26 protein-coding genes and 3 pseudogenes are annotated in these 26098 nt (G+C 58.8%); 16 read left to right on the top strand and 13 right to left on the bottom strand.

Features of this window, described 5'->3' with window-relative positions; all coding sequences use genetic code 11:
• Positions 1-148: pseudogene (locus ACZXDY_RS38280) on the bottom strand (IS630 family transposase); the annotation flags it as partial.
• A 336-nt stretch (positions 149-484) separates the two neighbouring features.
• On the opposite strand from ACZXDY_RS38280, the pseudogene ACZXDY_RS38275 reads away from it, so the two are divergent.
• The 3 genes and pseudogenes from ACZXDY_RS38275 (at position 485) to ACZXDY_RS38265 (ending at position 1396) form a co-directional block, all read left to right on the top strand.
• A pseudogene (locus tag ACZXDY_RS38275) lies at positions 485-826 on the top strand (type II toxin-antitoxin system PrlF family antitoxin).
• A gap of 71 nt (positions 827-897) precedes the next feature.
• Positions 898-1155 carry a type II toxin-antitoxin system YhaV family toxin gene (locus ACZXDY_RS38270; RefSeq protein WP_464349088.1) on the top strand — a complete coding sequence of 86 codons (258 nt, stop codon included), beginning with the start codon at positions 898-900 and terminating at the stop codon, positions 1153-1155.
• The gene (locus ACZXDY_RS38265) at positions 1058-1396 is read left to right on the top strand and encodes a type II toxin-antitoxin system YhaV family toxin (protein ID WP_464349087.1); all 339 of its coding nucleotides are present in this window, start codon (positions 1058-1060) and stop codon (positions 1394-1396) included. The genes ACZXDY_RS38270 and ACZXDY_RS38265 overlap by 98 nt, the downstream gene beginning before the upstream one ends.
• Positions 1397-2807: 1411 nt before the next feature.
• Here the strand turns inward: ACZXDY_RS38265 and ACZXDY_RS38260 are convergent.
• Both ACZXDY_RS38260 and ACZXDY_RS38255 read right to left on the bottom strand, forming a co-directional pair.
• Positions 2808-3500, bottom strand: coding sequence for a hypothetical protein (locus ACZXDY_RS38260; protein WP_463331885.1), 693 nt, complete (start codon positions 3498-3500; stop codon positions 2808-2810).
• Between the two features lie 476 nt (positions 3501-3976).
• The gene (locus tag ACZXDY_RS38255; RefSeq protein ID WP_028169429.1) at positions 3977-4672 is read right to left on the bottom strand and encodes a secretin N-terminal domain-containing protein; all 696 of its coding nucleotides are present in this window, start codon (positions 4670-4672) and stop codon (positions 3977-3979) included.
• Positions 4673-4996: 324 nt separating this feature from the next.
• Between ACZXDY_RS38255 and ACZXDY_RS38250 the strand changes: the two genes are divergently transcribed.
• The 11 genes from ACZXDY_RS38250 (at position 4997) to ACZXDY_RS38200 (ending at position 13525) form a co-directional block, all read left to right on the top strand.
• Positions 4997-5617 carry a nodulation protein NolB gene (locus tag ACZXDY_RS38250; RefSeq protein ID WP_245476524.1) on the top strand — a complete coding sequence of 207 codons (621 nt, stop codon included), beginning with the start codon at positions 4997-4999 and terminating at the stop codon, positions 5615-5617.
• Between the two features lie 8 nt (positions 5618-5625).
• The gene (gene sctJ / locus ACZXDY_RS38245; RefSeq protein ID WP_463331886.1) at positions 5626-6492 is read left to right on the top strand and encodes a type III secretion system inner membrane ring lipoprotein SctJ; all 867 of its coding nucleotides are present in this window, start codon (positions 5626-5628) and stop codon (positions 6490-6492) included.
• A 10-nt stretch (positions 6493-6502) separates the two neighbouring features.
• Positions 6503-7141, top strand: coding sequence for a hypothetical protein (locus tag ACZXDY_RS38240; RefSeq protein WP_028168811.1), 639 nt, complete (start codon positions 6503-6505; stop codon positions 7139-7141).
• Positions 7131-7754: a type III secretion system stator protein SctL gene (gene sctL, locus ACZXDY_RS38235; protein ID WP_130228584.1), complete on the top strand. Its 624-nt coding sequence runs from the start codon at positions 7131-7133 to the stop codon at positions 7752-7754. Before ACZXDY_RS38240 ends, sctL begins: the two co-directional genes overlap by 11 nt.
• Positions 7751-9100, top strand: coding sequence for a type III secretion system ATPase SctN (gene sctN / locus ACZXDY_RS38230; protein ID WP_463331887.1), 1350 nt, complete (start codon positions 7751-7753; stop codon positions 9098-9100). The genes sctL and sctN overlap by 4 nt, the downstream gene beginning before the upstream one ends.
• Positions 9076-9606 (top strand): type III secretion system stalk subunit SctO, encoded by a 531-nt coding sequence (gene sctO / locus ACZXDY_RS38225; RefSeq protein WP_463331888.1) that lies wholly within the window; start codon positions 9076-9078, stop codon positions 9604-9606. The genes sctN and sctO overlap by 25 nt, the downstream gene beginning before the upstream one ends.
• Before the next feature lie 62 nt (positions 9607-9668).
• On the top strand, positions 9669-10724 hold the full coding sequence (gene sctQ, locus ACZXDY_RS38220) for a type III secretion system cytoplasmic ring protein SctQ (RefSeq protein ID WP_463331889.1): 1056 nt from the start codon (positions 9669-9671) through the stop codon (positions 10722-10724).
• Positions 10717-11382: a type III secretion system export apparatus subunit SctR gene (gene sctR, locus ACZXDY_RS38215; RefSeq protein WP_028168816.1), complete on the top strand. Its 666-nt coding sequence runs from the start codon at positions 10717-10719 to the stop codon at positions 11380-11382. Before sctQ ends, sctR begins: the two co-directional genes overlap by 8 nt.
• Positions 11383-11384: 2 nt before the next feature.
• Positions 11385-11669: an EscS/YscS/HrcS family type III secretion system export apparatus protein gene (locus ACZXDY_RS38210; protein ID WP_028168817.1), complete on the top strand. Its 285-nt coding sequence runs from the start codon at positions 11385-11387 to the stop codon at positions 11667-11669.
• On the top strand, positions 11670-12491 hold the full coding sequence (gene sctT, locus ACZXDY_RS38205) for a type III secretion system export apparatus subunit SctT (RefSeq protein ID WP_028168818.1): 822 nt from the start codon (positions 11670-11672) through the stop codon (positions 12489-12491).
• Complete coding sequence (locus ACZXDY_RS38200) at positions 12488-13525, top strand: EscU/YscU/HrcU family type III secretion system export apparatus switch protein (RefSeq protein WP_130228581.1); 1038 nt, start codon at positions 12488-12490, stop codon at positions 13523-13525. The genes sctT and ACZXDY_RS38200 overlap by 4 nt, the downstream gene beginning before the upstream one ends.
• Positions 13526-13566: 41 nt before the next feature.
• Here the strand turns inward: ACZXDY_RS38200 and ACZXDY_RS38195 are convergent, their stop codons facing one another.
• The 6 genes from ACZXDY_RS38195 to ACZXDY_RS38170 form a co-directional block, all read right to left on the bottom strand.
• Complete coding sequence (locus tag ACZXDY_RS38195) at positions 13567-14232, bottom strand: CpaD family pilus assembly lipoprotein (RefSeq protein WP_028168820.1); 666 nt, start codon at positions 14230-14232, stop codon at positions 13567-13569.
• A 10-nt stretch (positions 14233-14242) separates the two neighbouring features.
• Positions 14243-15712 carry a type II and III secretion system protein family protein gene (locus tag ACZXDY_RS38190; protein WP_463331890.1) on the bottom strand — a complete coding sequence of 490 codons (1470 nt, stop codon included), beginning with the start codon at positions 15710-15712 and terminating at the stop codon, positions 14243-14245.
• A 28-nt stretch (positions 15713-15740) separates the two neighbouring features.
• On the bottom strand, positions 15741-16430 hold the full coding sequence (locus tag ACZXDY_RS38185; RefSeq protein ID WP_028168822.1) for a response regulator transcription factor: 690 nt from the start codon (positions 16428-16430) through the stop codon (positions 15741-15743).
• A gap of 19 nt (positions 16431-16449) precedes the next feature.
• Complete coding sequence (locus ACZXDY_RS38180; RefSeq protein ID WP_130581341.1) at positions 16450-16839, bottom strand: hypothetical protein; 390 nt, start codon at positions 16837-16839, stop codon at positions 16450-16452.
• Positions 16840-19105: 2266 nt separating this feature from the next.
• The gene (locus tag ACZXDY_RS38175) at positions 19106-19474 is read right to left on the bottom strand and encodes a winged helix-turn-helix transcriptional regulator (protein WP_464349089.1); all 369 of its coding nucleotides are present in this window, start codon (positions 19472-19474) and stop codon (positions 19106-19108) included.
• A gap of 242 nt (positions 19475-19716) precedes the next feature.
• The gene (locus tag ACZXDY_RS38170) at positions 19717-19887 is read right to left on the bottom strand and encodes a hypothetical protein (RefSeq protein ID WP_155255612.1); all 171 of its coding nucleotides are present in this window, start codon (positions 19885-19887) and stop codon (positions 19717-19719) included.
• Between the two features lie 486 nt (positions 19888-20373).
• Between ACZXDY_RS38170 and ACZXDY_RS38165 the strand changes: the two genes are divergently transcribed.
• Complete coding sequence (locus ACZXDY_RS38165; RefSeq protein WP_464349086.1) at positions 20374-21264, top strand: hypothetical protein; 891 nt, start codon at positions 20374-20376, stop codon at positions 21262-21264.
• A gap of 55 nt (positions 21265-21319) precedes the next feature.
• Positions 21320-21544 carry a hypothetical protein gene (locus ACZXDY_RS38160; protein ID WP_165421630.1) on the top strand — a complete coding sequence of 75 codons (225 nt, stop codon included), beginning with the start codon at positions 21320-21322 and terminating at the stop codon, positions 21542-21544.
• Positions 21545-21666: 122 nt separating this feature from the next.
• Here ACZXDY_RS38160 and ACZXDY_RS38155 read toward each other — a convergent pair whose 3' ends face one another.
• The 4 genes and pseudogenes from ACZXDY_RS38155 to ACZXDY_RS38140 form a co-directional block, all read right to left on the bottom strand.
• Positions 21667-21792 carry a hypothetical protein gene (locus tag ACZXDY_RS38155; protein ID WP_283813353.1) on the bottom strand — a complete coding sequence of 42 codons (126 nt, stop codon included), beginning with the start codon at positions 21790-21792 and terminating at the stop codon, positions 21667-21669.
• Positions 21793-21942: 150 nt separating this feature from the next.
• Positions 21943-24027, bottom strand: a complete 2085-nt coding sequence (locus ACZXDY_RS38150; protein WP_464349085.1) for a hypothetical protein — start codon at positions 24025-24027, stop codon at positions 21943-21945.
• Positions 24028-24687: 660 nt separating this feature from the next.
• Positions 24688-25359 carry a hypothetical protein gene (locus ACZXDY_RS38145; RefSeq protein WP_028169373.1) on the bottom strand — a complete coding sequence of 224 codons (672 nt, stop codon included), beginning with the start codon at positions 25357-25359 and terminating at the stop codon, positions 24688-24690.
• Positions 25360-25407: 48 nt separating this feature from the next.
• Positions 25408-25930: pseudogene (locus tag ACZXDY_RS38140) on the bottom strand (hypothetical protein); the annotation flags it as partial.
• Between the last annotated feature and the right edge of the window lie 168 nt (positions 25931-26098).

The following is a 26098-nucleotide window of genomic DNA, read 5'->3' as shown; positions in this document are numbered from 1 at the left end:
TCGCACGCGTGCTGCAGCCTTCCGCGGCCAATAGAACAATCCGGGCACGCTTCAGATCACGCTGTAACGTTCGCGGCAAGCGGCACCGGGCTTCTAGCTCCAGACGCTCCTTCCGCGAAACGCGGACTTCTCTTGCTTCGGAAATCATCCCGATCTTGAATCACGACTCACGTTCTATGAAAAGTGGGTACTAGGGAATGACCATGGGTAACAAGCGGTGGGCCTGTGACCGACCTTGCTCTCTCAGGCTCAGTCTACGCGCCCTATGGTCTGATTCTCTGCACTGACTGCACCTGAGCCGTTGAGAGATCCTCTCCTTCGCTTGGTTGGGATGGCATTCGCATGTGGTGGGCGAAGTCCTCCTCCAGCGTGCCACGGTGTAGCGTTCATTGTCGATCTTCTCGCGGTCCCATTCCCTCGCAATCTGACGTCTCTTGACCTACAATGGAAATGCATTGCCGGGGGCAGATTATGGGAGCGGACCGTGACCAAGACGGCCGAAATCCTTGAAATCCCGCGACAATCACGGAGCGCGGCCAAACAACCGTGCCGGTACCCATCCGTAAGATCCTGGGGTTGGGCAAGCGCGACCAGGTCGTGTTCCGCGGCCTCTCCGACGGGACCGTCGTGATAGCCAAGAAGCAAGCGCGCGCGGACGAGGGCGATCCAGTGATCGGCAAGTTTCTTAAATTGCTTGCACGAGACCATGGCCGATCAGCGGGCGCGGATTCGGCCCGTACCGAAGTCGCTGCTCGCGCGCGGCAAGGCCCTCGTCAAAGGCGTCAAGGTCGATCTCAACTCGGCTCTCCGAGATGACGAGGCGTGAGCGACGATAACCCCAAGATCAATGGTTGAACGATCTACGCGCACCCGCTATTTCTCGACCAGCTCGAGGCGATGATCGCGGCCGTCGAGAAAGCGCAAAACAAGGATCTTAAGGGATATAAGAAGAAGCGCATGGCGGAGCTTCTCGCCGCCGTCCTCAAGCTGGCGCTCGAAGATATCCCGAGCGACCCACTCGTGATGTCTACCGGCAGGGCGCCACGCTCGGCGACGAATGCAGGCACTCAATTCCTGCAGCAGTTCCGCCTTTTCTTTCGATACCACCAATCGGGAAACTGCAAAGGTTATCGTGCTCGCCTGGGTAAACGATGACTCGACCCTGTCCGCCTATGAGAGCGCAAATGACGCGTATGCCGTGTTTCGGAAGATGCTGAAACGCGGAAACCCGCCTGATAGCTGCAAGGAGCTCCCGGCCGCCGCTCCGACGCCTCGACCAAGCGAAGGCTCGCGCGATCCGCGCCCAAGGGCTAAGTATGGAAACGGCGCGCGTCGATACACACACTACCCGCACATCGATACGATCAATTGCGAAAAGGTCGGACCCGTCGGGTAGGCCCAGGTCAAGGCCGGGAATGAAATTGCAAGCTTTTCGGTTGCAAAAGTCCGAAAGCTTGCATCGATGTCACCGAAGACGACGTCCAAGTGTCACGGAAGCGGTGCAGTTTCATAGGCAGTCCTCCAGGTTCAGCGCGGCTCCTTGTCTTCGACCATCACCAGCTCTTCTTCAGCAGACGACCGACGCCGCACCTTCCGGAGGAAACCAACACGGTCGCCATTGGCTCCTTGTGACACTCGTCAGGTTTTCGACAGCTAGCCCCTGCAAGATTAGTCTTGGCTCGCGCTGAAATCTCTGCCGCCCCGTACACTGGTCCGGCGCGTAACTCCGCAGATTTGCGCAGGCCCTGTATCGTCAAGAGGAGAGCAGTATGGATCCAATCGACCCATTATCAGCGAACCATCATAAGGTACGGGACATCGGGCCTCTCGTCGATTCGGACTGGGAGCACGGCTCCCGACGGGCCTCGGACGTCTTGATCGACATACTTGATCACAGCGGGCTCCCGCCGACCCACTTCGTCCCAATCACACGTTTTTCCATCAACCGTGAGCCCTACACGGCCGAGCTGGGGCCGGAAGGGCCCCGCGACGTTCTTCTCGTCCATCACTCCCAAGTTGGGCAGATGGATGAAACCAGGGCATCGTCGTCTGCCAGGCCATGTCATCAGCAGCGACTGGATTTCGCGCCTGTGATCCGCGAGGGGCATTGGGATCACAACCGCGAACGTTTCGCCCCACTAGAGCTCGTCCAAGCACTGGACGACGAGGGTCTCGTGCCGAGCGCGGGCCGTCCAACGCATATCCTCATCGAAGGTGTACCCTATAGGGCCGAGTTGCAAGAAACGGACAGAGGACCGCGCGTTCGTCTCTATCCTGTTGGACGTGGCTGAATAACTCGATTGGACTGCAACCCCAAGGCCCAGCGGGTTTGGGCACGGGTACGCGCTCCACAACCAGCTCGCAGCACGGGCATGCCCGCCTCACCAATGGGGGCTTGGAGGAGTCGCTGACGGCGCGAGGACACATGCCGATCGAGTTCTACCGGCGCTGCGACTGGCTGAAGAACTAGGACGTCGGCGCCATCACCGGCATCAACTTCGTTTCACTCGCTGCGAAGTCCGCTCGAGGTGCCTTCAAAACCCCTGCCGGTTGAGACTCGGAACGTTGCGGGGATGATGTGGGCCGTTCTCAGCTGGAATGTCCTGGCCGCGCCGACTGCCTGACCAGATCTCTGAAAGGACGCATAATTAATTGACCGGGTACAATTATCTTGGCGCGAGGCTAAGATAGCCAAGATCGTCGACGCCCAGGAGGGACGTCGCCAGGCGCTGCTGCCGTCGGCGACATCCCGAAGGTCTGTTTTCGCGGGGAGGCGCATGGCCCTGCCGCGAGCTGCTGTGGAACGTCTACCCAGTGGGTGAATCCTCACCCGAGTATCCAGGCCAGAGGCTAGGGTCCAGCGACGGGTTGATACGAACGAAATCCTCATCTCGCCATTCGGCTGTGTGGGGGACACCTATACTGGAGAAGGTTGTCGGTGAGTCTCTGCTCGGCATGAGCCCGACGCTTCTTAGCATATTCATCTGAGCGTTCGAGGCCGTTTGGGGAAAGAAGACCCAGTACTCGCTGGCACGGCGTCCGTTGTTCATGACGAAATCTCCGAGTTCGCGTGGCGCGGCCCCCGCGGACGAGGACGGCCCGGCCTGCGATGGCCCGGCCTGCAGCCCGGGATCGAGCTCCTGCCAAACTGGGTCCTTATCGAAATCGGGGGCTTCCGCCAGCGACTGAGCAAGCGCCTGCTGCGAGATGGGTCGCTGAGGGCCTTCCAGGGCGAAGGATGATGGCCCGGCTTGCGACGGCCCGGCTTGCAGGCCGGATTCGAGCTCCTGCCAAATCAGATCCTGATCGAAATATGCGGCTTTCGCCAGCGGTTCAGCAATCGCCTGCTGCGAGCTGGGCTGCTGAAAGCTTTCGCCAGTGGCCGGTAATGGCTCAGGGGAAACCGCGGCCGGCGTATGCAGATCATCCTGCCAATTCAAATGTGACGAATAGGGATGCCCGGCCTCCAAATATGGCGAATAGGCTTCGCCCTGCGGCACTGGCGACCGAGTAACGTATGGCGGAGCACTATCTTGCAATTCGCTCAGCTGGTGCTCAAAGCCCGTTGGATCGGCGGGCGGGGGTGGTAAGTCAGGCGGGGGTCCGTGTTCAGTGGGTCGATTGAGTTGAAATCCATCCTGTTCCTCCTTTGAAACATGGAGCGGCCCCGAGCCCTTGTTCGACAAAGGCCACTTGCATCGCGGCCTACGGAGAACTGTTTAGAAGACTCGCGTTGAGCCGCAGCCTGCGAGCTACCGGCAACAATGACGCCAACCCGGTTTCAGGTCATTGCGAGCATCGGGTGCCTCGACGTGCATGTCCAATACGGTGGATGGACGGCATCGCCGTCCAGACATCCGCGCTCTCATGCTAGGAGGGTGAGCTTTCGAGAAGCTGACGAGCGTCAGAAGGATTCACAATGAGCCAATGCAGACGGGCATTGACTTTCGCCAAAAGCCGCCGCGCATTCTCCATTTCATCTCTGGCCTGGCGCAGGCTCGCGCACCATGCTGTCCTGATGCGGCGCGTCGGAAGAATAGGGGGCTTCCGGTCGTCCATCGCGAATGACCATGGTCGAGGAGCCACGAAATAACTTCAGAATCGATTCCCGCGGCTGCTTATCGGCGGCGTGTGGCCGCGCCTGCGCCTCCGCCACAAGGCCACTCAGCGTTTGGTCCACGAGCGCAATAAAGCGTGGTGGACCAGAAACCAGGACGATGCCATTTCCTGGTGCCGCTCGTACAGCATAGCGCTCGTCGGAGATGTTGAGTGTATCGAGCGCCGCTTTGAATGCGTCGAAGCTGATCGGCTTCAACACAAGCAGACGACTTTGCGCCTCGCTTGCAGCAGATACGTAAAGCACGAGCCCATCATAGTACCATTGAAGATTGTAGAGGTTCGTCAAACGATCGAGGAACTCTCGCGCTGGCAGATCCGGCATTCGCCCGCGGATCCGGCCCTTCACCTCGGCGCTGACGTTGACTCTGATATTTAGGTTGTTACCGAATTCCTGCAGTGCGGCAGAGAGCTCCTGATCCAGAACCGTATAGTTATAAGGTGTCGATGGGAGCGAGAGGGAAGCATCGAACGCCGGAAGTATTCCGCTGGAAACGAAAGCTCCGACACAAAGAGCTCTCTTTAAAATGTCCAGCATCGTGGTTCGCACAAGCATTCCCTAGTTCCTTCGACCTCAGAACAAGAGCTGAGATTCGGCCAATTTGGAAACAAACGTGATCTTTAGATGACGCAAACCTTGGCGTGTTCGTCGGCTTGTCGTCAGTTCGCCCTTCTAGGGTATTGACCCGTTAGGTGGCAACACGCCTAGTCTCAACACCGCCGCTTGGTGATGGTGGTGCGCGCAGCAGCTGGATGATGTCAGCCGATGGAGCGTGCGCGAGACGGGTGGAAGTGCTTCGGTCAAAGCCGTTCATAAATGCGTATGCGTCAATAAGACTTCGCTCAAACTGGAAGCCGAACGTGATCTTTAAATGGCCTTATGGCTCGCGTGTTCGTCAGCTTGCGGTCAGCTCGCCTCTTTACGGTGCTGACTCATCAATTCTTAACAACGGCGTGCCTCATCGGCGCCAAACCAATGACACCTTCGATCATGCTAGCCGCTACGCCGATCTCCCTGAACCCTGCCGAAGGCCTCTCCGGGCTCTGCCAGCCGGCAGCAATCGGCGCGCAGAGCCAGTTTCAGCAGGCTCTAATGCACGTCGCTTCGACGTCAGGCGCTGTCTCCTCGGTCACAGATAAGGCAGCGTCCGTTCCTGCGATGTCGGAGGTTCAGCGTGCAACAGTGCAGGCGAGTCCGCCTGGCGAGCGCGTGCTCCAGGCGCTCTCTTCGATGTACCGAAGCAGCCCCGTTCCTTCTGCAGCGAGCGGCGGCGTGGCCGCCATTTCGAAGGTCGTGCAACCTGGGCCGGCCGCTCAGCCGCTTTCGCCGCCGCAGCCCGTGGGGGCGAGCCCTGCGGGCAAACCGGAAGGGGTGCTCGACTTTGACGCGATGGTTGCGAGTCTGCGAGACGTTTACAAAGGTGTCGTCGAGGTTTCGCTCGTCTCCAAGAGTACCAGTGCCGTCAGCTCATCTATGAACAAATTGCTATCGGCGGGCTGAGTTCGTTGATGACTGGTTCCATCTGCGGACAAAGCGGCCATGTCCGCCCATTCGCTCAATGGTTGCGTGCTTTTACCGTGCTGCCGCTCCTGCTCCTTCTGCTCGGCTGTAAGGCTGAGCTCTACACCAAAGTGCAGGAGCGTGAGGCCAATGAGATGCTTGCGCTCCTGCTAAGTAAGGGAGTCGATGCGGTCCGTGTCACTGCCAAGGACGGGACCAGCACGATCCAGGTCGAGGAGAAGCAGCTAGCGTTTTCGATCGAGCTGCTAAATTTAGAAGGGCTGCCGCGCCAGCCTTTCAAGAACCTCGGCGAGGTGTTCAAAGGATCGGGCCTGGTTGCCTCGCCGACCGAGGAGCGCGCTCGCTTCGTTTACGCCCTGAGCGAAGAATTGTCGCGCACGATCAGCGATATCGACGGCGTCATATCCGCGCGTGTCCACGTTGTTTTGCCGAAAAATGATCTGTTGCGCCAGGACACGATGCCGTCCTCAGCGTCGGTGTTCATTCGACATAACTCCAATGCAAAGCTCTCGGCTCTGCTGCCGCAGATCAAGATGCTGGTCGCCAACAGTATCGAGGGCCTATCCTATGACAAGGTGGCGGTGGTCTTTGTACCGGTTGAACGGGCTCCGCTTGAACAGCCGTCGCCCTTGCCAGCTGCTTCCGCTCAGTCGCGCAAATCCATTTCAGCCCCGCTACTTGCGGCCGGTGTCGGCGTGGCCGGCGCTGCGCTCGGCCTTCTCTGCTACATATTCCTTGGTTCTCGTATGCGTCAGGGTGCCCAGCCAGCGCGCGCGCTAGCCAGACTGGGCACCCCTTCGAGCACGCCGGCTATCCAAGCTCCCGGTAAAAAGATCGCCTCCGACAGGGCATAGGGGTGTGCAAATGCCTATACCGCTGCGATCCGCCGAATCTCATACTTGGTCCGAATCGTCCTGTGAAGGACTGCGCGAGCTCGCTGCCTCGACCCATCTGAGCCAATTTGCTGCCCGTCTTGACGCGCGGCTGTCGGCTTCGACTTTGCTCCGGCTACAGAAGAGCGCGAGGCTGCAGGTAAGACTGGCCGAAATGCTGCTTGGTAATGGAATGGACGCGAGCAGCAGCAACTGGGGAAGAGATCTTCTGCTCGGCCATGATCCGAATAGGGCTGCTTTGCTTGCCGGCAGTATCTGGCATGCTCGCTCGCTCCTAAAGCTCGTCTCAAAGCAGGATCTCGCAATTCTGCTTGGACGAATCGGGGCAGAAGCGCACGCTTTCGGTATCCGGCACTTGGCCAGCGCGGTCGCAACCACCGCTACTGCTGATCCGGAACAACTTTCGCAACAGATTGAACACGATGGCCATGCCTGCCTAGGTGCTTGGCTCGACGAAGCCTCTTCGCTTGACCGCACGCGCATTTTGCTACGCTCGCCCATAGGCACTGCTGCCGAGAATCCAGCGGCCGAACACCGCAATGCCGCGGGCCCGTTGCTTTCCTTGGTGATAACCCATTTGTCGAGGGAGACGCCACGGCATGACGGCTGATGACCCAGCGCTGCCGGTGGCCCCCCAGATACGTCCGCTCGGGCCATTTATACGGGCTGCCGAGCTCGGGATCTGGTGCGATGCCGTCGAAGCGCGCGCGGCCGCCGAGCGGCATCTTCAACGCGTTCGCGGCTGGGGACGGACAGCTTATCAGCGGGAACGGGCGCGCGGCCGAGCGGATGGCTTCAAGAGCGGCGCCGAAGAAATGTCTCGGCTGATCGCGCAGGCTGCTTCCACGCTTGCGCAGCGAAAAGCTATTCTGGAGCAGGAATTGCCCCAGCTTGTCATGGAGATCGTAAGCGATCTGCTGGGCGCGTTTGATCCAGGCGAGATGTTGGTGAGGACCGTTCGTCATGCGATCGAGCAAAAATATGGTAGCGCGGAAGTGTGCCTTCATGTCTCTCCTTTGAAAGCTGATGCGCTGGCGCGCGAGTTCGCTGCCTGGGATGGACAGGAGGGCCGGCCGAAAGTGCGGATTGACCCGGATCCGGCTCTAACGACGGACCAGTGCGTGTTGTGGAGCGAATTTGGCAATGTCGATCTTGGACTTGCTGCGCAGCTCCGGGCTCTGCGCCTTGGTTTGGGTTTGCCTTCAAAGGAAGACGAGCCATGACAACATCGGCGACCGATGCGGTCGCAGAGAGGAATCTGCACGCCGCGCTATCGTCTTTGAAATCTACAGCAAAGCAGATCGACACGCGTGCTGTACGAGGGCGGATCACACGGGCGGTCGGCACCTTGCTTCATGCCGTCTTGCCAGAGGCGCGCATAGGGGAGCTTTGCCTGTTGCGGGATCCCCGCACCGGGTGGTCGCTCGAGGCCGAGGTGATCGGCCTATTGCAAGATGGGGTATTGCTCACTCCTATCGGTGACATGGCGGGCTTATCCAGCCGAGCAGAAGTGGTCCCGACCGGGCGAATGCATGAAGTTCCGGTCGGCCCCGACTTACTTGGCCGGGTGATCGACAGCTTCGGCCGTCCGATCGACGGAAAGGGTCCAATCAAGGCCGCTCAAACTCGTCCGCTGCGCGGTAAGGCTCCAAACCCAATGACAAGGCGCGCTATCGAGCGGCCATTCCCACTCGGCGTCCGTGTCTTGGATGGGCTTCTGACATGTGGCGAGGGGCAGCGGATCGGCATCTACGGAGACCCAGGGTGCGGTAAGTCGACGCTTCTGTCGCAGATTGTAAAAGGCGCGGCTGCCGATGCCACCGTAGTCGCGTTGATCGGCGAGCGCGGTCGTGAAGTGCGCGAATTCATCGAGCAGCACCTCGGTGAGGCGGCGCTTCGCCGCACCGTCGTTGTGGTTGAGACCTCCGACCGCTCGGCAATGGAACGAGCGCAATGCGCTCACATGGCGACAGCACTCGCCGAATATTTTCGTGATGAAGGACTTCGTGTCGTCCTGATGATGGATTCATTGACGCGCTTTAGCCGCGCCATGCGCGAAATCGGCCTTGCGGCAGGAGAGCCGCCGACGCGGCGCGGCTTTCCGCCGTCGGTTTTTGCGATGCTTCCTGGCCTCTTAGAGCGTGCCGGCATGGGCGAGCGCGGCTCAATCACGGCCTTCTATACCGTGCTTGTCGAAGGCGACGGCTCGGGTGATCCAATCGCCGAAGAGTCGCGAGGCATTCTTGATGGCCACGTTGTTCTCTCACGCGTTTTGGCAGCGCGCGAGCATTTTCCCGCCATTGACGTGTTGTCGAGCCGCAGCCGCGTGATGAATGCAGTCGTCTCTGTGTCGCATCGCAAGGCAGCTTCCTTCTTCCGTGATCTGCTCTCGCGCTACGCCGAGGCCGAGTTCTTGGTGAAGGTTGGCGAATATAAGCAAGGCAGTGATCCTCTGACAGATCGGGCAATTAATTCGATCGAGGAGTTGCGGAAATTTCTGCGTCAGAGCGGAGACGAGGCATCAAGCTTTGAGGAGACGTTCACATGGATGTCACGTCTGACCGCGTGAATCGTGTCTATGCCTCGAAATTGCGGCTCGTGAAGGATATGAGACAGCGGAGCGCCCTTCGTGAGGTGTCCAACATGGAAGCCAAGCTTCGCACCGCCCTCCAAGCGGTGGAACAAGCTGTCCAGGATCTGACGACGGCCGAGAAAAACCGAGCGGCGCTCGAAGGAGAGCTTTACCGAGAGCTGGCATCGTTTGATTCGCTGTCTGTCGAGGAGCTCGATCGTCGCTGTCACATCGTCACTGAACGGCTCAAAGCTGAGGTCGCACGAGCACGCGGAAGGCTTGAGGAAGTGCGCGACGCTCAAGAGCAGGCCAAGACGTCGGTCCTCGACGCACGGACCATTTTGACCAAGTGCTCGGCGGCGAGTTACAAATGGCAGCAAATTGAGGGCGACGTTCAGCGCGCGAGTGATTCCCATTCGGAAGCGGAAGCCGAGATAGAGGCCGACGACGAGGTCTTGCTTCGGTATCGCAGTAGTACGCGTACCCACACGGCTAGCGACTGAATCTGATGGCTTCTTCTCTTATGCTAGCGAAAGCGCCTCGTCTTGTAGACGGGCCTGCGAGCATGGCTCCGGGCGACGAATCGGAGTTTGAACCGGGGCTAACCCTGTCGCATGCCGTCGTCTCCTGGCTCAACGAGATCGCCGCTTCCCGCAAGCCTCTGCAAACCCGTCTCGGCGATAAGTCGCTATCGGTGCAGATGGCACGGCTTGTCTGGGACGCCGAGCCGTGTGCCGTATCGATGCTCAACTGCTCTTGGGTTCTCGGACATGAAACGATCATCTTATCGTTGCCCCGTCCGCTCATAGAGGGGCTGATCGCGACAGTGCAGAGCGAGCTTGGCCTACCTTCGGAGCCAACTCGTTCGCTCCTCGTCGAACTTGCACTCGATCCGTTGCTCGATCAGCTAGAGAGTCTGACACAACAAAGCTTGCGGCTGATCTGCGTGAGCGAAGCAACGGCTCAGGGTCCTTATCTGGAGCTCGAAATCACCTACGGCCCATTCAAAGGCAAAGCGCGCCTGTTCCTGTTCTCACCTCTCGATGGTTCAGTTCCACCCGCGTTTCGCGCGTTAGGCGGACTGCTCAGTCAGCTGCCGCGAGAGGCACGCCAGCTTCCTCCAGAATTGCCTGTCATCGTTAAGGGAGAGATCGGCTCGCTCCGTGCTACGGTCGCGCTGCTAGGCAAAGCAAATGCAGGAGACGCTCTATTGCCGGACGTATTACCCTTCGCCCGTGGCCAAGCCATCCTCAAGGCGGGAACCTTATGGGCCCCGGCACATATTGCAGACGATCGCTTGATCGCGCGAGGGGCATTCCGCCTCCAACCATATCCCCTTGAGTGTACACATATGATGACCAAATCCGAAAAGAGCCGCCCACCCTCTGAAAACGATCTCGACAACATCGAGATCACGCTGGTTTTCGAATGCGGCCGGTGGACTGTCGCACTCGGGGCCTTGAGAAATATCAGCGAAGGACATGTGTTCGAACTTGGCCGGCCGTTCGACGGACCGGTCGATATCCTTGCCAACGGCCACCGCATCGGCCGCGGCGACATCGTACGCATCGGCGAGGAGCTCGGCATCCGGCTGTGCGGCAAGTTGGCGGTCAATGACTGACATTCAACCGGGAATTCTTGGACTCCTTGCGCTCACAGCTGGCCTTGGCCTGCTCGCGTTCGTTGTCGTAACAAGCACAGCGTTTATAAAGGTATCCGTCGTGCTCTTCCTCGTTCGCAACGCGCTCGGGACTCAATCTATCCCACCGAACCTCGTTCTATATGGCGCGGCACTGATCCTGACGGTTTTCATTGGCGCGCCGGTGATTGAACAGACCTATAATCGCATTTCTGCGCCACAACTCCGCTACCAAACGGTCGATGATTGGGTGAGCGCCGCAAAGGAGGGGCAGGAGCCGCTGCGCGATTATCTCAAGAAGTTCACCGCTGACGAGCAGCGCCGGTTCTTCCTGGCTTCAACCGAACAGGTCTGGCCCGAGGACATGCGCGGCAACGTGAGCGCCGATGATTTGGTCATTCTGGTGCCATCTTTTCTAATTTCAGAACTCAAGCGTGGCTTCGAAATTGGTTTTCTTCTCTATCTGCCCTTTATCACCATAGATCTGATCGTGACGACCATCTTGATGGCCATGGGTATGTCGATGGTTTCGCCGACGGTGATATCCGTGCCTTTCAAGCTGTTTCTATTCGTCTCAATCGACGGTTGGTCACGGCTCATGCACGGGCTGGTGCTCAGTTACACAACACCGGGAGGCTGAACATGGATGAGGCGAGCATTCTCACTCATATGAGCCGTTCACTTGTGCTCTTCATGATCTGGGTTCTACCACCGCTCATCGCTGCGGTCGTTGTCGGCCTGGTTGTCGGCATCATCCAAGCGGCAACGCAGCTTCAGGATCAAACCTTGCCACTGACTGTGAAGCTTCTTGTCGTTGTCGCGGTGATCGCGTTGTTCTCTCCGGTGCTCAGCGCCGCGTTGATCAAGGAAGCAGAGCAGGCATTTACCGACTTTCCCGCACTCACGGCAAGCATTAGCCGACGGTAGATGAACCTCCCTTCACCCGCCGAGACGCAAGCTCTGATCCAGGAGGCGATCGAGCTCGTCCTTGCAGGTGGCCTCGCAGCAGCCCGGGCCCTTGGCATTATGCTGGTCCTTCCTGTATTTACGCGGCCGCGCATTAGCGGGCTGGTCCGTGGCTGCGTGACCTTTGCGATGGGACTGCCATGCCTGTTGCAGATCAGGCACGGCTTGCAGTCGCTGGATCAGGGCTCCCGGCTGATCAGTGTCACGCTCCTCGGTTTGAAAGAGGTGTTCGTCGGCCTGCTCATCGGCCTTTTGCTCAGTATTCCGCTATGGAGCATCCAAGCAGTGGGTGAGCTCATCGACACCCAACGGGGAATTACGAACCCTGTTGCTTCTGATGATCCCGCGACGCGCGGCCAAGCTTCGGCGACAGCGGTGTTACTCGGTACCACCGCGATTGCGATTTTCGTTCTAGCCGGGGGATTGGAGAATGTGATTACGGGCCTTTATGGCAGTTATCTGATCTGGCCCGTATATCGGCTGATGCCTAGTCTGACCGCGCAAGGCGCGATGGAATGTCTGCGGCTTCTCGATCACATCATGCATACGACGCTACTGGTCTCTGGCCCGGTGTTGGCATTCCTGCTGCTGCTTGATGTATCGGTGATGATACTTGGGCGGTTTGCACCGCAAATCAAACTGAACGATGTCTCTCCCACCATGAAGAACCTGGCCTATGGGATCATCATGGTAAGTTACGCCACCTTCCTCGTCGAATATATGGGATCGGAGATCAGTCAGTCCAACACCGTGCTCAAGTTGTTCGAGAAGCTCCTGAAATGAGTGGCTCGAGCGAAGAGAAGAAGCTCCCTCCCACTCCCAAGAAGCTAAAAGATGCGCGCAAGAAAGGGCAGAGCCCGCGCAGCGCCGATTTGGTCAGCGCAGTCAGCGTTTGCGCCGGTTTCGGCTGCCTCTGGTTAAGAGCGGCCCCCATCGAGATCAAGTGGCATGAAACGATGCGGCTCATCGACAAACTGCAGGCTCAGCCGTTCACTAGCGCGGTCCAGCAGGCGCTGGGCGGCTTGATCGACCTATTTTTTTCGGCCGTTGCTCCATTCCTCGGGGCCGGTGTTGCCGCTGGTATTCTAGCGGGAGTCTTGGCCAATGGTGGATTAAACGTCTCTTTCGAGTCCTTAAAGCCGAAATTCGAGAAATTGGATCCCATCAAGGGGCTCAAGCGGATTGCGTCTAAGCGGTCGCTCATTGAACTCTCGAAGTCGCTTCTCAAGGTGGGCATTCTTGGCGCCAGCTTTCTGCTCACGGTTGTCGCTAGTTGGAAGGCGCTGGTGTACTTGCCGGTCTGCGGTATGGGGTGTCTCAGTTTCGTGTTCACTGAGATCAAATTGCTGACGGAAATTGCTGCTGGTGCTTTTCTGATCGGCGGATTGGCAGATCTCCTTATCCAGCGCTGGTTGTTCTTGCAGGACATGCGCATGACGGAGACCGAGGCCAAGCGCGAATCGAAGGAACAGCAGGGCAATCCGCAGGTCAAACGCGAACACCGTCGCCTTCGTCAGGAGACAGCGAACGAGCCTCCACTTGGCGTCCATCGTGCCACATTGATACTGACAGGGCAGGCGATCTTGATTGGCCTCCGCTACGTTCGTAGCGAGACCGGCGTGCCGATCGTGGTTTGCCGTGGTGAGGGCGAACTTGCCTCACGATTGCTTGCCGAGGCGCAGTCGCTGCACCTCAGCATTGTCCAGGACCCGGCCCTGGCGCGTCAGCTCATCCGGAGTGCGAAGCTGGGCAACGCTGTTCCTTCGAAGTGCTTCGAAGGGGTTGCGAAAGCACTCTATTCCGCCGGGCTTGTCTAGATATCGCGTATGGCAGAAATCATTGCGCCATCTGACGTGCACTATCGAGGCGACTGTACATCCCTCGTCGCCGGTGACGCGGCTTCTGGCGACGCCCTGTTGCCAATTCCAGCTTCCATGTCGCTCTTGTTGCGCTGTCCCATGGACCCATATGTGGCAACAGGAACGGCGGCACGATCGCCTGTTGTTGCCATGACAGCTCTATTGTCCAGCAGGTCGCCCGGATCGTTGACCATGACTCCCAGATTGTTGCGGATTGAGCAGCCAAGGGTTTGGTCGAACGAATTGTCGTTGACTGAAGGAGCAATGATGGCAAGCGACGGACAGACGGGAGGACGTGCTTCATAGACAGTAGCCTGGATTCGCACCGCGAAGCCAAGAGGCCGGTCGAGGCGAGGGCCGAACAGGCGGATGTTGTAAGGGGCAAGGCCCATTGCGCGGGCCTCGCTGGCTACCTGCGCGGCGAGCCGGGGCGAGCCGATGATATCGAGATGGATCGCATCAAACCGACCGCGACTGTTGTTGGCAATGAACTCTCTCAGTCGATACCGCTCGAGCCCACGGAGGCTCTGCAGCACCAAGACGCTGTTCTGCTGCTGCACCATGGTTCCTTGTTCAGACGGAAAGGTGTTGATCGTAGCAGTGCTTGTGCAGCCGCCTAGGCTCGTCATCAGAACGAACAGATGCGGCAGGGCTCGTACAGTCATTCGACGATCCTCATTCGATAATAAAACCGGCGCCGCCTGTCGCGCCTGGTACACTGGTGCGTGGAGCGTCGCGGCCCCGCGGCGGACTTGCCAACGTGTTCGTTAAGATGCGCCCCATATCTGAGGGTGGTCCGATGCGATCGGTCGGGGCGCTCATCCGGTTCGCGTTGGATGCGGGCCGCACGATGTAAGGCGTGACAATAATAACGAGCTCCGTCTCCTGCTTTTGAAAGGACGAAGAGCGAAACAGCGCACCGAGAATGGGCACGTCGCCCAACCAGGGAAAAGTACTGATATCCGCGCTGAAGTTACGCCTGATTAGCCCGCCTATTGCAAAGCTTTGTCCGCTCCCAAGCTCGATAACGGTCTCCGCCCGTCTTGTAGAGAGGGCCGGCACGGCCATACCGTTCAATTTGACCTCACCTTCCTTCGAAATCTCGCTGACCTCAGGCTTCACGCGGACATTGATTTGATTGTTGTTAAGAACGGTCGGGACGAACTCGAGGCTCACTCCAAAATGACGAAATTGGATCGAAACCTGTCGGTTGTCCTGCATGACCGGAATTGGGAATTCGCCGCCGGCCAGGAAGCTCGCGGACTCACCGGACATTGCGGTGAGATTCGGTTCAGCGAGTACGGAAGCGAGGTGCTCGCTGGCTAGCGCGTCGAGAACAGCGCCGACGTTGATATTACCAGCGCTGAGGCCGATCCCTACCTTGCCGCCGCCGCCGCTCGCCGTGCCGGAAGCAGCACCTTTGCCGCTGCTAAAGCCGAAAACGAAAGTGCCATTCTGGCCCAAAGCGGAGAGGTTGATGCCGAGCTCCTTCATAGCGCTGCGGGAGACTTCCGCCACGCGCACGCTCAGATTGACCTGTAACGACCCGGCGACCTGAATCTTATTGACGACCAGCGCACCCGCACCGAGAAACTGCTCCGTAACCCTCACGGCAGTGGCGACGACATCGGCATTGGGAGCCATACCGCTAAGGATCGCGCCACGCGGGGTATAGCTGACTTGGATCGGATAGTCACCGACCTGGGCCTTGAGCATGGCACGCAGATCCTCGATCGGCTGTGTTACGACGACACGAAACTCGGCGAGAGCCTCCCCGTTGTCGTTCAAAGCGAACAGGCTGGTCCGTCCGGACTTCTTGCCAAAGACGAAGATGGTCGTGTTCGACGGCGCCTGATAATCCGCGATCGTCGGGTCGGCAACAAAGATGCTCGCGGCCGGCCCAGGCAGATGAATTGTCTTGCCGAGCGAGGAGGAAAGGTCCAGCGTTCCATTAATGCTGCTAGGAGCCGCATGCGGCGGCCCCTCTCTAGCATCCCGCGTCGTCTGAGCTGCGGCAGTTAGTGGTGATAGGAAAGCGACCGCGCACAGGAGGTGGGAAAGAGAAGGATAAACGACAGACCACAGGGCACTGGCGACGATCGAGCGTCGATCGCTGCCACCCTCATTATTAAGAGCGATCTTCAAGGGAGTCTTTGCTTTCAACTTCGATCGACTAGGCGGCCGATGCCACGCTATTCAATTCAAGGATATAACCGATGCCGCGTGCGGTCGTGATCCGTAGGGTCGCACCCGACTGACTCAAATGACGGCGTAAGCGATAGATCGCGACTTCAAGCGCATTGGTCGAGACCTCGTTGTCAAACGCATAGAGGCTATCCTCTAGCGACAGCCGCGGCACGGTACGGCCAGCGCGGCTGAGGAGATGCTCAAGAATGCACAATTCGCGGCGCGCAATCCTGAGCGGCCGACCACCAACTGAAGCTTGCCGGGCGATCGGATCGAACTTCAGATTGCCAAATGTGACCACGGGGGCTGTCATTTGCGTTGACCGCCTCAGAATGGCTCGCATCCGGGCGATGAGTTCATCAGTAGATACAGGCTTGGGTAGGAAATCGTCTGCACCACCATTGAAAATGGCGATCCGTCGACCGAGGTCATTGAGGCTGCTCATCACTATTGCAGGCATCAAATGTCCGTCGCGTCTCAACCGCTTCAGCCAGTCCAAGCCGTTTCCATCTGGTAGAGCCAACTCGAGCAGGAGAATGTCGTAGTTGGCGTAGCCCAGAGCGGTCGCCGCATCATCCAGAGTGGGTGCCAGATCAACGGCGAAACCGCAATCCGAGAGCGCGCTTTGGACAGCGCGCGCTAGGTCCTCATCATGATCAACCACTAGCGTTCGCATTTCATTGCCCCTTCTCAAGTCATGCCAAAATATCGAGCAGATCACCGTCGATGATGAAGCCGAGCGAGACTGAGTTGTCCCGAGTCAACGTAAACGTCCGGAGACGGGATCGATGAAGAAGAGCAATGTTGCCAACGGCCGGCCTCATCTGCGGATTAGAAATTTCGGCCGTCTGCTGTGGATCGCATGCGCGCTTGGCAACTCTTAGCGTGGTGTGGATGCCGGGAGGTTGGCTGGAATGAGTCAAAGCATCGAGGGCTGTGGCAGCACCCTGCCGCAACTGCGCGCCAATCGCGGCAATGCTTCCGGTCATTGGTCGGGCGATGGCCTCGCCAGCAGGCGCAGCTGAACGCAAAGCACCAGAGCGAATGGCTGGATTTGCATCCGAACTGATACGAGACATCAACATTTTGAGCTCCCGTGTTGGCCAGAGCCTGCGGTGAGGCTTGCTATGCCGTCGACCCTTCGAGGTCGCTTAGTCATGACAAAATGGAACTTCGAACGCGTGCAGGCGCCTCGCGTCCCGCAGTCGGCCGCTCTTTCAGAAGCCACTAACGCGGGACGAACTAACCAATGCGCCCCCGAGCTAGGAAAACACGCCTCGGTCGGGCGGTGGCGTATTTGGGGAGGGCCAGAATTCTCGACCTTCAGCCAGATCCGACGCGGCGCCCAGGCGGCAGCCGATCGGGCACACCAAATAGTGGCGAGTCCGTTCCCGTAGAGGCGTTGTCAGACATGTGGTCTGGGTGGTTCCGCCGCCTGCATTCCACCTCTGGCGATGAATGCCGGCGGATGTCGAGGTTGTACAGAGCTTCGTTGCCCGCCCGGCAACAGGGACGCGAAGACAGCGGGTCCTGCTCTCTAGCTCCTGCTGTTGTAGCCTCAACTGAGCCGGCGCTGGTCGCGTGTCAGGCGCATAGGCTACGTTGCCAACACGGGTGCGGGTGGACTGATCGAGGAGCGTGAGGGAGACGAGCGGCGTGAACCTAGGGTTTGGAGACATTCGCAATTCTTGCTACCTGTCATAAAGTGTTGTCGCGACGCATTGTCGCGACTCGTGTCGGAAACCTTACAATCTGACGCTACGTGCGATTCAAGTCCCTTATCGAGTTCGTTGATGAATATAGCTCGCAGGCCGGCTGAGGCGGCCAGCACAGGAACTTGGAGAAAAGCAACGCGATGCCTCAGAACAGCAAGGCATTTTCGGGGAGCCAGAGGGCTCTCAACGGTGCCGAGAGTCGCCTTTAGTTGTCGTCTGGACGGAACCCCGACGCTGTCATGATGCGCGATAGCTTCAGTACGGCTCACTCCAGGGTCGCAATTGCGAGATGAATATGAATAACTTTTGCGATCATCATGTTGCGTCCTACGACCTCAGCAACAACATCGCCCGCGCCAATTCATTTCAATTCGCTCCAAACTTGGGCATAAGTCAAAAAGCAAGCTTCGGGCTGCATCAATTGCTGATGCTTAAAAGGCCGAGCCCATTTGTTCGACGTCTTTGCAGTCGCATACGCTGACCGCCATCGGCGCACCGACGCAATGAAGAACCCGTGCGCATCGCACTGATGCGCAGTGCGTTCGGCCAGCCTCTGCAGGATCTCCAATGCCCGACCGAGCCTCGCCGCTGGCAGGCTATCGGTCTGCTGGTGGAGGGCTGAGAATTCGAGCGGCTCGACGTTACAGGTCTGAGACATTTCGCAACCTATCTGTCAGGTAGTGTCGCGACCTGCGTCGGAATCCCTACAATTGGCTGCGTACATTCAAGTCCTTCCGGGCTCGTTGCGATCCTAAGGCTCGCAGGCCTCTTGATGAACCCGATGGTAGAAGACTTGGAGAGAAGGGACTACGAGGTCTCGAAGCAGCAAGTGTTGCGCGAGCCCAGAGGCATTCACTTCCGATCAGATTCACAGTTCATCCTCTGTTAGGACGACGGAGCCCCCGGTTGCTCAATCCGCGCTCGGGTGGGGAGGGCACGAGCTGAAAACCGACGCCATTGTCGATCGTAGCAAGCGCCCCGAGGCGGGCGATAGCCTTCGATAGATCCCCGCAATCTACTCACCCGTATCGGCGGGCAGTGCGCAACTCGCTCGCTGCTCTTGTCACCCCAACCCTCTCTTCCACACAAGCGGAAAACACGTGCGAGACTGGTCAATTTCATGTTCCGAAACTCCAATTTTCCTGGCGATTTCGATCGCATAAAATGTCAGTGATCATACTACGATCGATGCGGCGCTTTGTATGCTTTTGTTCGCAACGGTAATGAGGATCTCTCGCGAATGTGATCGCCCGCTACCCGAGATTCTAGCGATCGTCGGAAAGCTTCGACTGCAACCAATGGGCCGATTCAGGTATCGCCACATCAGTTTCGGTGACCCGGCCAGCGCCAAGCAAAATCGTCCTAAACCTCGATCGCCGATCAAATGCTACTTGGGATATCAGAACGAAACTGCGGCTTCTCGCATACTCCTCTAGTAGCTCAAGATGACCGAGATTGTTTGGTCTGCAGCGAGTTCGGAATGGGCCTGTCACCCGCTCAGCAATACCAACGTAGTCATGTGAAGTTCTGTCGTTCCACCTAAAGACTCGTTTATCTCATTCCACGCCCGGCCGGATCAACCAGCGAGCCAAGCTTGTTATCTGCTGTCCAGTGGTATTGCCTCTGTTTCTTCAGTTTAGCGCGGCGACCCTTGCTGCGACTCCGGGAGGACTCTGCGCGGACTGAATGAAGATAGCTTTGCCCGCTCATTGGAAGTAGGTCGTCGTCGGTTACGAGAAAGAACTCTTCTCCACACTCGCCAAGAGCGACCAGAACCCGGTCGCAAACCTTGGCCTTTCTCGGTCAACACGTATGCGTTGTATGGGCTGCCATCGGAAGTGGGGACGACTTTAAAGACCCCGTATCGTACGAGGTCTCGGAGCCTCGCGGAGAGTATGTTCTTGGCCAATCCGAGGCTCTTCTGGAATTCGCCGAACCTGTTCAGTCCCTCGAATGTGTCGCGTACTATGAGGAGCGACCACCCATCACCGACCACATCTAGCATTCTCGCGACAGCGCAGCCGGCCTTTCTGTGGCTGGTTCGCCTTACCATCCGATCCGACCCTTGCTTGCGCCTCACCATGTGAGCTCACGGATAGCGGCGCGATTCATGATCGAGCAAATTCCAGTGCGGCAGGCCGGAGGAAGACAGCGTCCGTTCGACCAAATCTTGTGTCCGATTGTCCATGCCGACCCGACACGGCGGCAGATTGGCCAGTCGAGGCCTCCACTTGGCCACGCGGCCACCTATTGCAGCAACACGATGACAACGCGCTGGTTCTGGTGGACGATGTAGGACAAGCTCTTGCCGATATCGATGCCGATTGCGGTGGGCGAAGCCTCGAGCTTCCGTGATATGGCGTGCTCCTTGTCTTCGGTGCCCCCTGCCAGGATTCGCTGCTGGCAGGGCGGGAGCACGGCCGGACCATTCCATTAGCGAGGCGTTCGCATGACGTCCGCGTAGCGTCGGAATGACCAGGCGCTCTTTGATATCGCAGCCGGGATCGATCATTCTGTCAATGGTAAGGCCGTTAAGGACTACACCTGCAGAGCGAGCGGGCGCCCAACGTTCAGTAGCGTTTCAGCACGGCACGCCAAGGTGCGCCGGAAGGCCTGACAGTTTGGATATTGGGTCACGGCCTTGCGATTGCGGACCCATCTGTCAGGCCAGCAGGCGGCATGCGCTCGAAGCCCGCCGAATGTGGGCGCTTTCGCAGTGAAATGCGCGCATTTTTTTAAGCGAGGCATTCATTTAGTTAACGATCGCTTTCGGAGTCAGGCATGTGCGTCAGATACTCGTAGTTGGCACCCAGTTCGTCATCGTCCATCTTGCCGAACGTACGCCAATTCATCTTTTCGTCGAATTCGTGTCCGCTCGGGTCTTTGCCCGTGCGGAGAGTGGCGATGAACTCTTCCCGGCTCCAATCCGCGACCAGGCTCAATCCTGGCCCGACCGGCGCGGTCGTCCGGCGACTCGTGGGGTACGGTCGCTTCGATGGTGTCGAGACGACGCGCGTGCTTGAACGTTTGTATGCTGCATCTCGGCTGCACACCAACTTCTTCCAGCCGTCCTTCAAGCTGAAGGACAAGCGACGCGAGGGCGCGAAGGTGATCAAGCGCTACCATGTTCCGGCCACGCCCTATGAACGAGCACTGGGGCATCCGAGGTTGAGCAAGGTAGTCAAACGGCGTCTTCGAGAGCTTCATCGCACGCTCGATCCCGTGGCCCTGCTGGCCGAGATGAGAGACGCCCAGGCGGAGCTCGGCACGCGTGTCGACGCCCGATTGGGCAGGCTCGCGGCAGCAAGCCCACCGGCGCCGACAAAGATCGCAGCAGCGTTCGCGAAGGAGCTCGGCAATGACCTGCATCTAGGGGAGCAGCGCATCATCCATCGGCGCATGCGCAAGCCATACAAAAAGCGCATGAGAATGCCATCAATGCTCGATCCGCACCTCGCCAACATCGAGCGCTGGCTGACGGCCGAGCCCCGTCTGACCGCGCTGGCAATTCTCGGTCGCCTCGCTGAACAATGCCCCGAACAGTTCGGTCCTCCACAGCACACCATCGTGCAGCGCTTGTTGCGATCGCTCAGACGCAAAGCAGTCGAGACGATCATCCCGCGCACGGCTGAAGGTGCGGCACAGGCCGCTGACCCCGGGACTGGGGCCGCCGCTACGTGTGATGGGCACTCCGCGACGTCCCCAGTCCCTCCGATCCTGCGAGCAATGACGCAACCTCAGACCGGCCGACAGTCGGCGCTACGTCCGTCAAGCGAAAGTAACATCCTCAGATGAGGCAATACGGAGAGCCAAATTTGAACGCCGATTGACAGATTGGACTACGCCCGAGTTGCTCGACCTGCAGATTCTGTTCCTCCGGGCCGCGCGCGTCGTCGACGATCGGAGCCTGGACCTACCCATGCCTTTGCGCGGCCTGATTGCCAGCAAGCTGGAGAAATCCGGCGTCCCAGCGCCGCAGACCGCAAAAATCAAAGGGTTCGTTCCGATCGGACGATCCGACCGGGCCAGTCTGTACGACGAGTCACTCCCTCCCGGTCTGATCCTGATCGAATAGACATGCGCGAGGCCCGCGCCGCTAGCGGCCATGCCGCCGCCGCGCCGCCGAGAAGCGTGACGCCAAGCACTGTCGCCGCCGCAGCGGTTTAAAGCCCATTTCTTCCTTGAGGCGTGTTCCGATCAGCTTGCGGCCAAGCCGGACCCTGTCGGCGTGGCGGTAAGTCCCAGGTCTGCCAGCACATCGAGCAGCCGCTCGAGTGCTGCGCGGACCTCGGCACCAAGTAAGTTGAATTTTGCCTTTGCCATTTCCTTTTATCCAAACGCTTATGCCGTCATCGCGCAGGCCGCTTCCCATAGGCGCCCGTGGCGCGAGCAAGCCTATGCCAGTGGCTGGACGGTGGACACTTCCCCGGTTCGCTGCCCCGTTGCCCCGAGGTTGCAGCCCAAGCGCGTTCCTCAGCCAGCTTCAGGATAAATACGAACACGGGAGCCGCCGTCCGTCTCCTGCAGCTCGGCCCTGTAAGGCACGCCGCGGATGTTGATATATGTCGGGCGCCCGACTTCCGGCATCCGGCGCTCCCCCTCTAGTACACGAACAAGGTAAGTCGGAAGCCAGCGTTCGCGGTGCTGCCACCCCCCGCGGATAAGAAACCCAAGATCCGCGACGGGCTGACGGGATGGCCCAGCTTCATTCATCGGCCTCGCGCGAGGATGATGGATGAGACGAACGTCCCTGCGCCCTGCCGGCCCAAACGTGGCCGAGTAATGCTCGCCGTTGATCGCGAACCGGCTTGGGCCGAACTGGTTCGGCAGGAGATTGATGTTACTCAGTACGTCGATCAGGACTTCTGAGGCCGGTTGCGAGCCGTGGCGCCAGCCCTCGCCGACGATAGGTCCGATATCCAGTAGATCCTGAGGGGCCCCTGATGGCCCGACGAACGACGGCGGTCTGGCGAAGTCAGGCGCCGGCGCAGAGTGAGCATCGTCCCGCAATTGATACGGTGTGGGCGGATTCAGGTTAACCAGTGGCTCTAGACCGCCGTAGATGTCTGATGACGGGGCTCTGGCAGAGGATGGCTCGGGTTCTTGCATCTGCTCCCCAAACCAATCCCAAGCTCCCGCGCTCGGGGTGGCCGGCGTTGCGGGAAGTCCTTGCGACGGGCTGGGCTGTGGGCTATGGCGCAGTGTGAGCGTGGATGTCGCGGGTTCTTGCATCGCCTCTCTAAACCAATCCCAAGCGCCCGCGCTCGGGGTGGCCGGCGTCGCCGGAAGCTCCTGCGGCGAAGCGTTCTGCCGAGCGCCTTCCCCGGCGAGCGGACGCGCGTGCTCAGGAGGAGGCAACCCTAGCGCTCTGTTCGCCTCGAGGACTTGTTGGTATCGCCGAAGCCTGAGCAAATCGGCATTGATTTTGGTGTCCTCGGTTTGCTGCCTGTACTGTTCAACATCTCGGGTCAGCCCATCGTCATTGAGTCGGCCAGCCATGGCCCCCTTGTCGCGCGTTTGCAGCCAATCACTCAGCCTGTAAAGGCGGCGTGCGTGTCGATCGACAGTCTCCGGCTCAATCCTGTGTGTCGCCTTTTCCGCGCTGGCCCACATGTCGATGAGGGTTGCGTCTGCGGGATAAGGAACAAGGCGGCGGATATCGACTGACAACGTTCTTCCGGCGCCGACGTCGCGGAGCTTTTTCAATGCCGCTTTGATGCGCCTGCTGCGATCATTCGCATAGGTTTCCACATCGTCATCCAAGCCAGCTTCCAACTCGGGGTTGCCAATTCGATCCGCGATTGATGGCCTCCCGTTCTGGCTAAGGCGGGCGCTCAAATGGCGCAGATCGGCTATCGCGTTTTTGATGGTGCCGTCGCCCAGTGGTTTGGTGCCGTCGTCCTGGGTGACACTGGCTTTGCTTTTGAAGTCCTCAAACAGCGCCTCGTCCTCCTCAGGGACCCCGCGTGTTCGGCCGGGCTGCTTGGCGCAATCCACGCGAAACTTCGTTGAAAGGATCTCTTGCCGAGCCGTGGAGCCAGACGGCTTTTCGCCGTGGCTCGCCCCAAACGCCTTTCCAACCCCTGATTTGATACGCGACCACAGTCCGCGATTTTTCCTGTTCTTCGTCTCAGTCGCGGGCTGCTCCTCAGATGGCAGGGTATAGCGCGTACTGCTGAACAGATCATCCCGCAAATTGGACCGCGGCGATACTTGGGCCGAAGCTCGAAAGTTAGCGCGGGGGAGGTCCACGCTGTGGCGCGTGCTGCTGAACGAGTTGTCCCTCAAGCGCGAGTGTGGCGGCATCCGCATTGAACCGCCGAGGGCACCGCGCCGGAGTCCTTCACCGCCGTCTGCGGGACCCTCATCAGGCGAACTAGACTTTGCGGAGCTCTCATCAGACGAATTGAGCTGCAACTCGTCCATTTGCTGTTCAAAGCTTGCTTGCGGGCTCGTGGTGCCCGATTGCTGCCCCACCTGCGGCTGCTGATAGTACGCTTGCGCGAATCCTTCCACATCAAAATCAAACAGGTTGAAATTGTTATTCGTTCGCTCCATGGCACCTCACATCACATAGCAAAGCTCGTATCTGGCGCACGGCAAGGTGATTGAGTGAAAGCGATGGAATTTTCGGCCGAGAATCCGGCTGCCGAAGCCTGAAACCAGCACACAATCACCATCATTTGCCGCGGCCGAGACCGCCGCCAACGCCTCCGATTACTCCGAGATCAAGCACTCCGATGTTCATTCCTTCATGATAGGTGGCGTCGCCGTCTAGATATCGAGGTTCTCATCCTAAGAGAGTTAGCTGTTAAGAAGCTGACGAGTGTCAGAAGGGCACAATGTGAAAATGGCGCCGGCGTTGTTTCTCAAGAAATATGCGGTGCACGTGCCACGTGATTTTCGTTCAAACCACGTATAAGGCCGTCCCGACACGGCACGTCGGATCAATACGAGCCTTCCCGTGGCACATCGTGAATGACCATGATCGAGCTAGATCAATCATGGCCTCTCGATCAAGCGCTAGGCTCGATCGGGAGGCACGCCGCTCCCAGTTTAAGCACGCCTCCTGCGCTACGCGCCCATCGGTACTGTCCGAACTATCCTGATAGCGGGCACACAACCTCGCCAATCTTTCGGAAACCATGCGCCGCAAGCACTCCGATGAAACCTCAAACACTCTTGTATCACGGGAGCTCTCCACATGTAGAGCCCGACTCAAGGCGACGGCTGTAGCATCGCTAATAGCTCGAGATCGCGGAACATGGTGTAATTCCGCCGGATCCACTGATGCAACTCGCTGGACGAATCCTTCTCGTCGCGAAGATATCCCGTGAATGAGAAGCTCAGTCGGTCGACGTAAGTCTTTAGAAATACCGGTAGCGCCGAAAAGCGGAGTACACGGCCGCCATCCATGGCGTCAGGTAACTCTCCGCGCAGCACGAATTCGTTGTGGACGGTGACCAGCGCCCCCGGCGGAATCCGCCGCCGCAGCATCTCATAGCTGCGCGAGGAGGCGCGGTCGCTAGCGGCGACGAATAGGATGATGGGGGCGACACGGCGACCGAGCGCCTCCTTCATGAAGCCGATCTCCTCGCACATCTTGAAGAATTCATCGAAGGCATGGAAGCCGAGGTCGATGACCTTGGCCACTCGGTCGTGCAGGATAAGCCGGTCCATCAGCTGCATCTTGCCGTAGGTGTCGATCACATCCGCCGTCTCAGTGATGTTAGGGGGGTAATCGACGAGTGACGGCTCCTTCAGGTTGACGTCGAAGGAGAGCGCAGAGCCGTTCTTCAGCAGCAAGAACTCGCTCAGAAGACGAGAGACGAGGGTCTTGCCGACCTGCGGGGTCGGAGAGCAGATGATGTAGACGGGCGTGGCTAACATCGAGCGAGTTTCGTAGGGGGTTCAGGCCTTCAATGGGCGAACGAGCGATTATTTTTCGCCGCCGCCGGTCACTGACTTGGCGCCTGCCACTTCAGTCAAGTTGATGCGATCATATTCGCGCCACACATTGGAGAGCCAGTGCCGGACATACCCGCGCAGCACGAACGAGTAGTTCGCGGCCTCGTCGTGCCGGCCCTTGTTGGCTATGAAGTCGACGAACGGGACGGAAGCAACTTCGACTTGCTCATAGGCCATCTCATTGAGCTTAGGGATCGTCAACTCGGTCGCGTTCTTGATTCGGTGGAAATAGGAGATGTAGGTCGACTGGTCCCACTGGAAGAACTGAGTGTCGTTGATGAAGTTCTTGACCAGAAAATATTTTGCACCAGCCATGAAATTGGCGGTCTCGGCGATCTCGTCCAGGGAAGCGATGGAGGATCCCAAGGTATGGAATACGGCAAAGGTGATCTGGCCAGACCGCGCAGCATCCAAAAAGCCGATGTCGCGCAATGAAGCCAGCGCCTTGGACAGTAAGCCTGCTGCGGGCGTCGATCACAGTGACGGATAGCCCTAACAGTCTGCTGAAAAACGTGAGGAATGAAGCGTTTTTTTTGTTGCGGAGGCCTCGTTGGGCTGGCGCGTCCGGGAGGCTAGGTCTGGGCTGGCTGGGCTGCAACCAGTTTGGGGATGCGGATCAGATTATAGGCGATCAGATTGAGCAGGAAATCGGCGGCGACGC

The organism is Bradyrhizobium sp. LeoB3 (assembly GCF_055456055.1).
This window is presented reverse-complemented; position numbering and strand designations above follow the sequence as displayed.

Excerpts from the sequence above, each read along its gene's own strand:
- ACZXDY_RS38270 (WP_464349088.1), top strand. The coding sequence starts at position 898 with ATGATCGCGGCCGTCGAGAAAGCGCAAAACAAGGATCTTAAGGGATAT.
- ACZXDY_RS38265 (WP_464349087.1), top strand. The coding sequence starts at position 1,058 with ATGCAGGCACTCAATTCCTGCAGCAGTTCCGCCTTTTCTTTCGATACC.
- ACZXDY_RS38255 (WP_028169429.1), bottom strand. The coding sequence starts at position 4,672 with ATGCTTGTGCGAACCACGATGCTGGACATTTTAAAGAGAGCTCTTTGT.
- ACZXDY_RS38250 (WP_245476524.1), top strand. The coding sequence starts at position 4,997 with ATGGCTCGCGTGTTCGTCAGCTTGCGGTCAGCTCGCCTCTTTACGGTG.
- sctJ (WP_463331886.1), top strand. The coding sequence starts at position 5,626 with ATGACTGGTTCCATCTGCGGACAAAGCGGCCATGTCCGCCCATTCGCT.
- ACZXDY_RS38240 (WP_028168811.1), top strand. The coding sequence starts at position 6,503 with ATGCCTATACCGCTGCGATCCGCCGAATCTCATACTTGGTCCGAATCG.
- sctL (WP_130228584.1), top strand. The coding sequence starts at position 7,131 with ATGACGGCTGATGACCCAGCGCTGCCGGTGGCCCCCCAGATACGTCCG.
- sctN (WP_463331887.1), top strand. The coding sequence starts at position 7,751 with ATGACAACATCGGCGACCGATGCGGTCGCAGAGAGGAATCTGCACGCC.
- sctO (WP_463331888.1), top strand. The coding sequence starts at position 9,076 with ATGGATGTCACGTCTGACCGCGTGAATCGTGTCTATGCCTCGAAATTG.
- sctQ (WP_463331889.1), top strand. The coding sequence starts at position 9,669 with ATGGCTCCGGGCGACGAATCGGAGTTTGAACCGGGGCTAACCCTGTCG.
- sctR (WP_028168816.1), top strand. The coding sequence starts at position 10,717 with ATGACTGACATTCAACCGGGAATTCTTGGACTCCTTGCGCTCACAGCT.
- ACZXDY_RS38210 (WP_028168817.1), top strand. The coding sequence starts at position 11,385 with ATGGATGAGGCGAGCATTCTCACTCATATGAGCCGTTCACTTGTGCTC.
- sctT (WP_028168818.1), top strand. The coding sequence starts at position 11,670 with ATGAACCTCCCTTCACCCGCCGAGACGCAAGCTCTGATCCAGGAGGCG.
- ACZXDY_RS38200 (WP_130228581.1), top strand. The coding sequence starts at position 12,488 with ATGAGTGGCTCGAGCGAAGAGAAGAAGCTCCCTCCCACTCCCAAGAAG.
- ACZXDY_RS38195 (WP_028168820.1), bottom strand. The coding sequence starts at position 14,232 with ATGACTGTACGAGCCCTGCCGCATCTGTTCGTTCTGATGACGAGCCTA.
- ACZXDY_RS38185 (WP_028168822.1), bottom strand. The coding sequence starts at position 16,430 with ATGCGAACGCTAGTGGTTGATCATGATGAGGACCTAGCGCGCGCTGTC.
- ACZXDY_RS38180 (WP_130581341.1), bottom strand. The coding sequence starts at position 16,839 with ATGTTGATGTCTCGTATCAGTTCGGATGCAAATCCAGCCATTCGCTCT.
- ACZXDY_RS38175 (WP_464349089.1), bottom strand. The coding sequence starts at position 19,474 with ATGCTAGATGTGGTCGGTGATGGGTGGTCGCTCCTCATAGTACGCGAC.
- ACZXDY_RS38165 (WP_464349086.1), top strand. The coding sequence starts at position 20,374 with ATGAACTCTTCCCGGCTCCAATCCGCGACCAGGCTCAATCCTGGCCCG.
- ACZXDY_RS38155 (WP_283813353.1), bottom strand. The coding sequence starts at position 21,792 with ATGGCAAAGGCAAAATTCAACTTACTTGGTGCCGAGGTCCGCGCAGCA.
- ACZXDY_RS38150 (WP_464349085.1), bottom strand. The coding sequence starts at position 24,027 with ATGGAGCGAACGAATAACAATTTCAACCTGTTTGATTTTGATGTGGAA.
- ACZXDY_RS38145 (WP_028169373.1), bottom strand. The coding sequence starts at position 25,359 with ATGTTAGCCACGCCCGTCTACATCATCTGCTCTCCGACCCCGCAGGTC.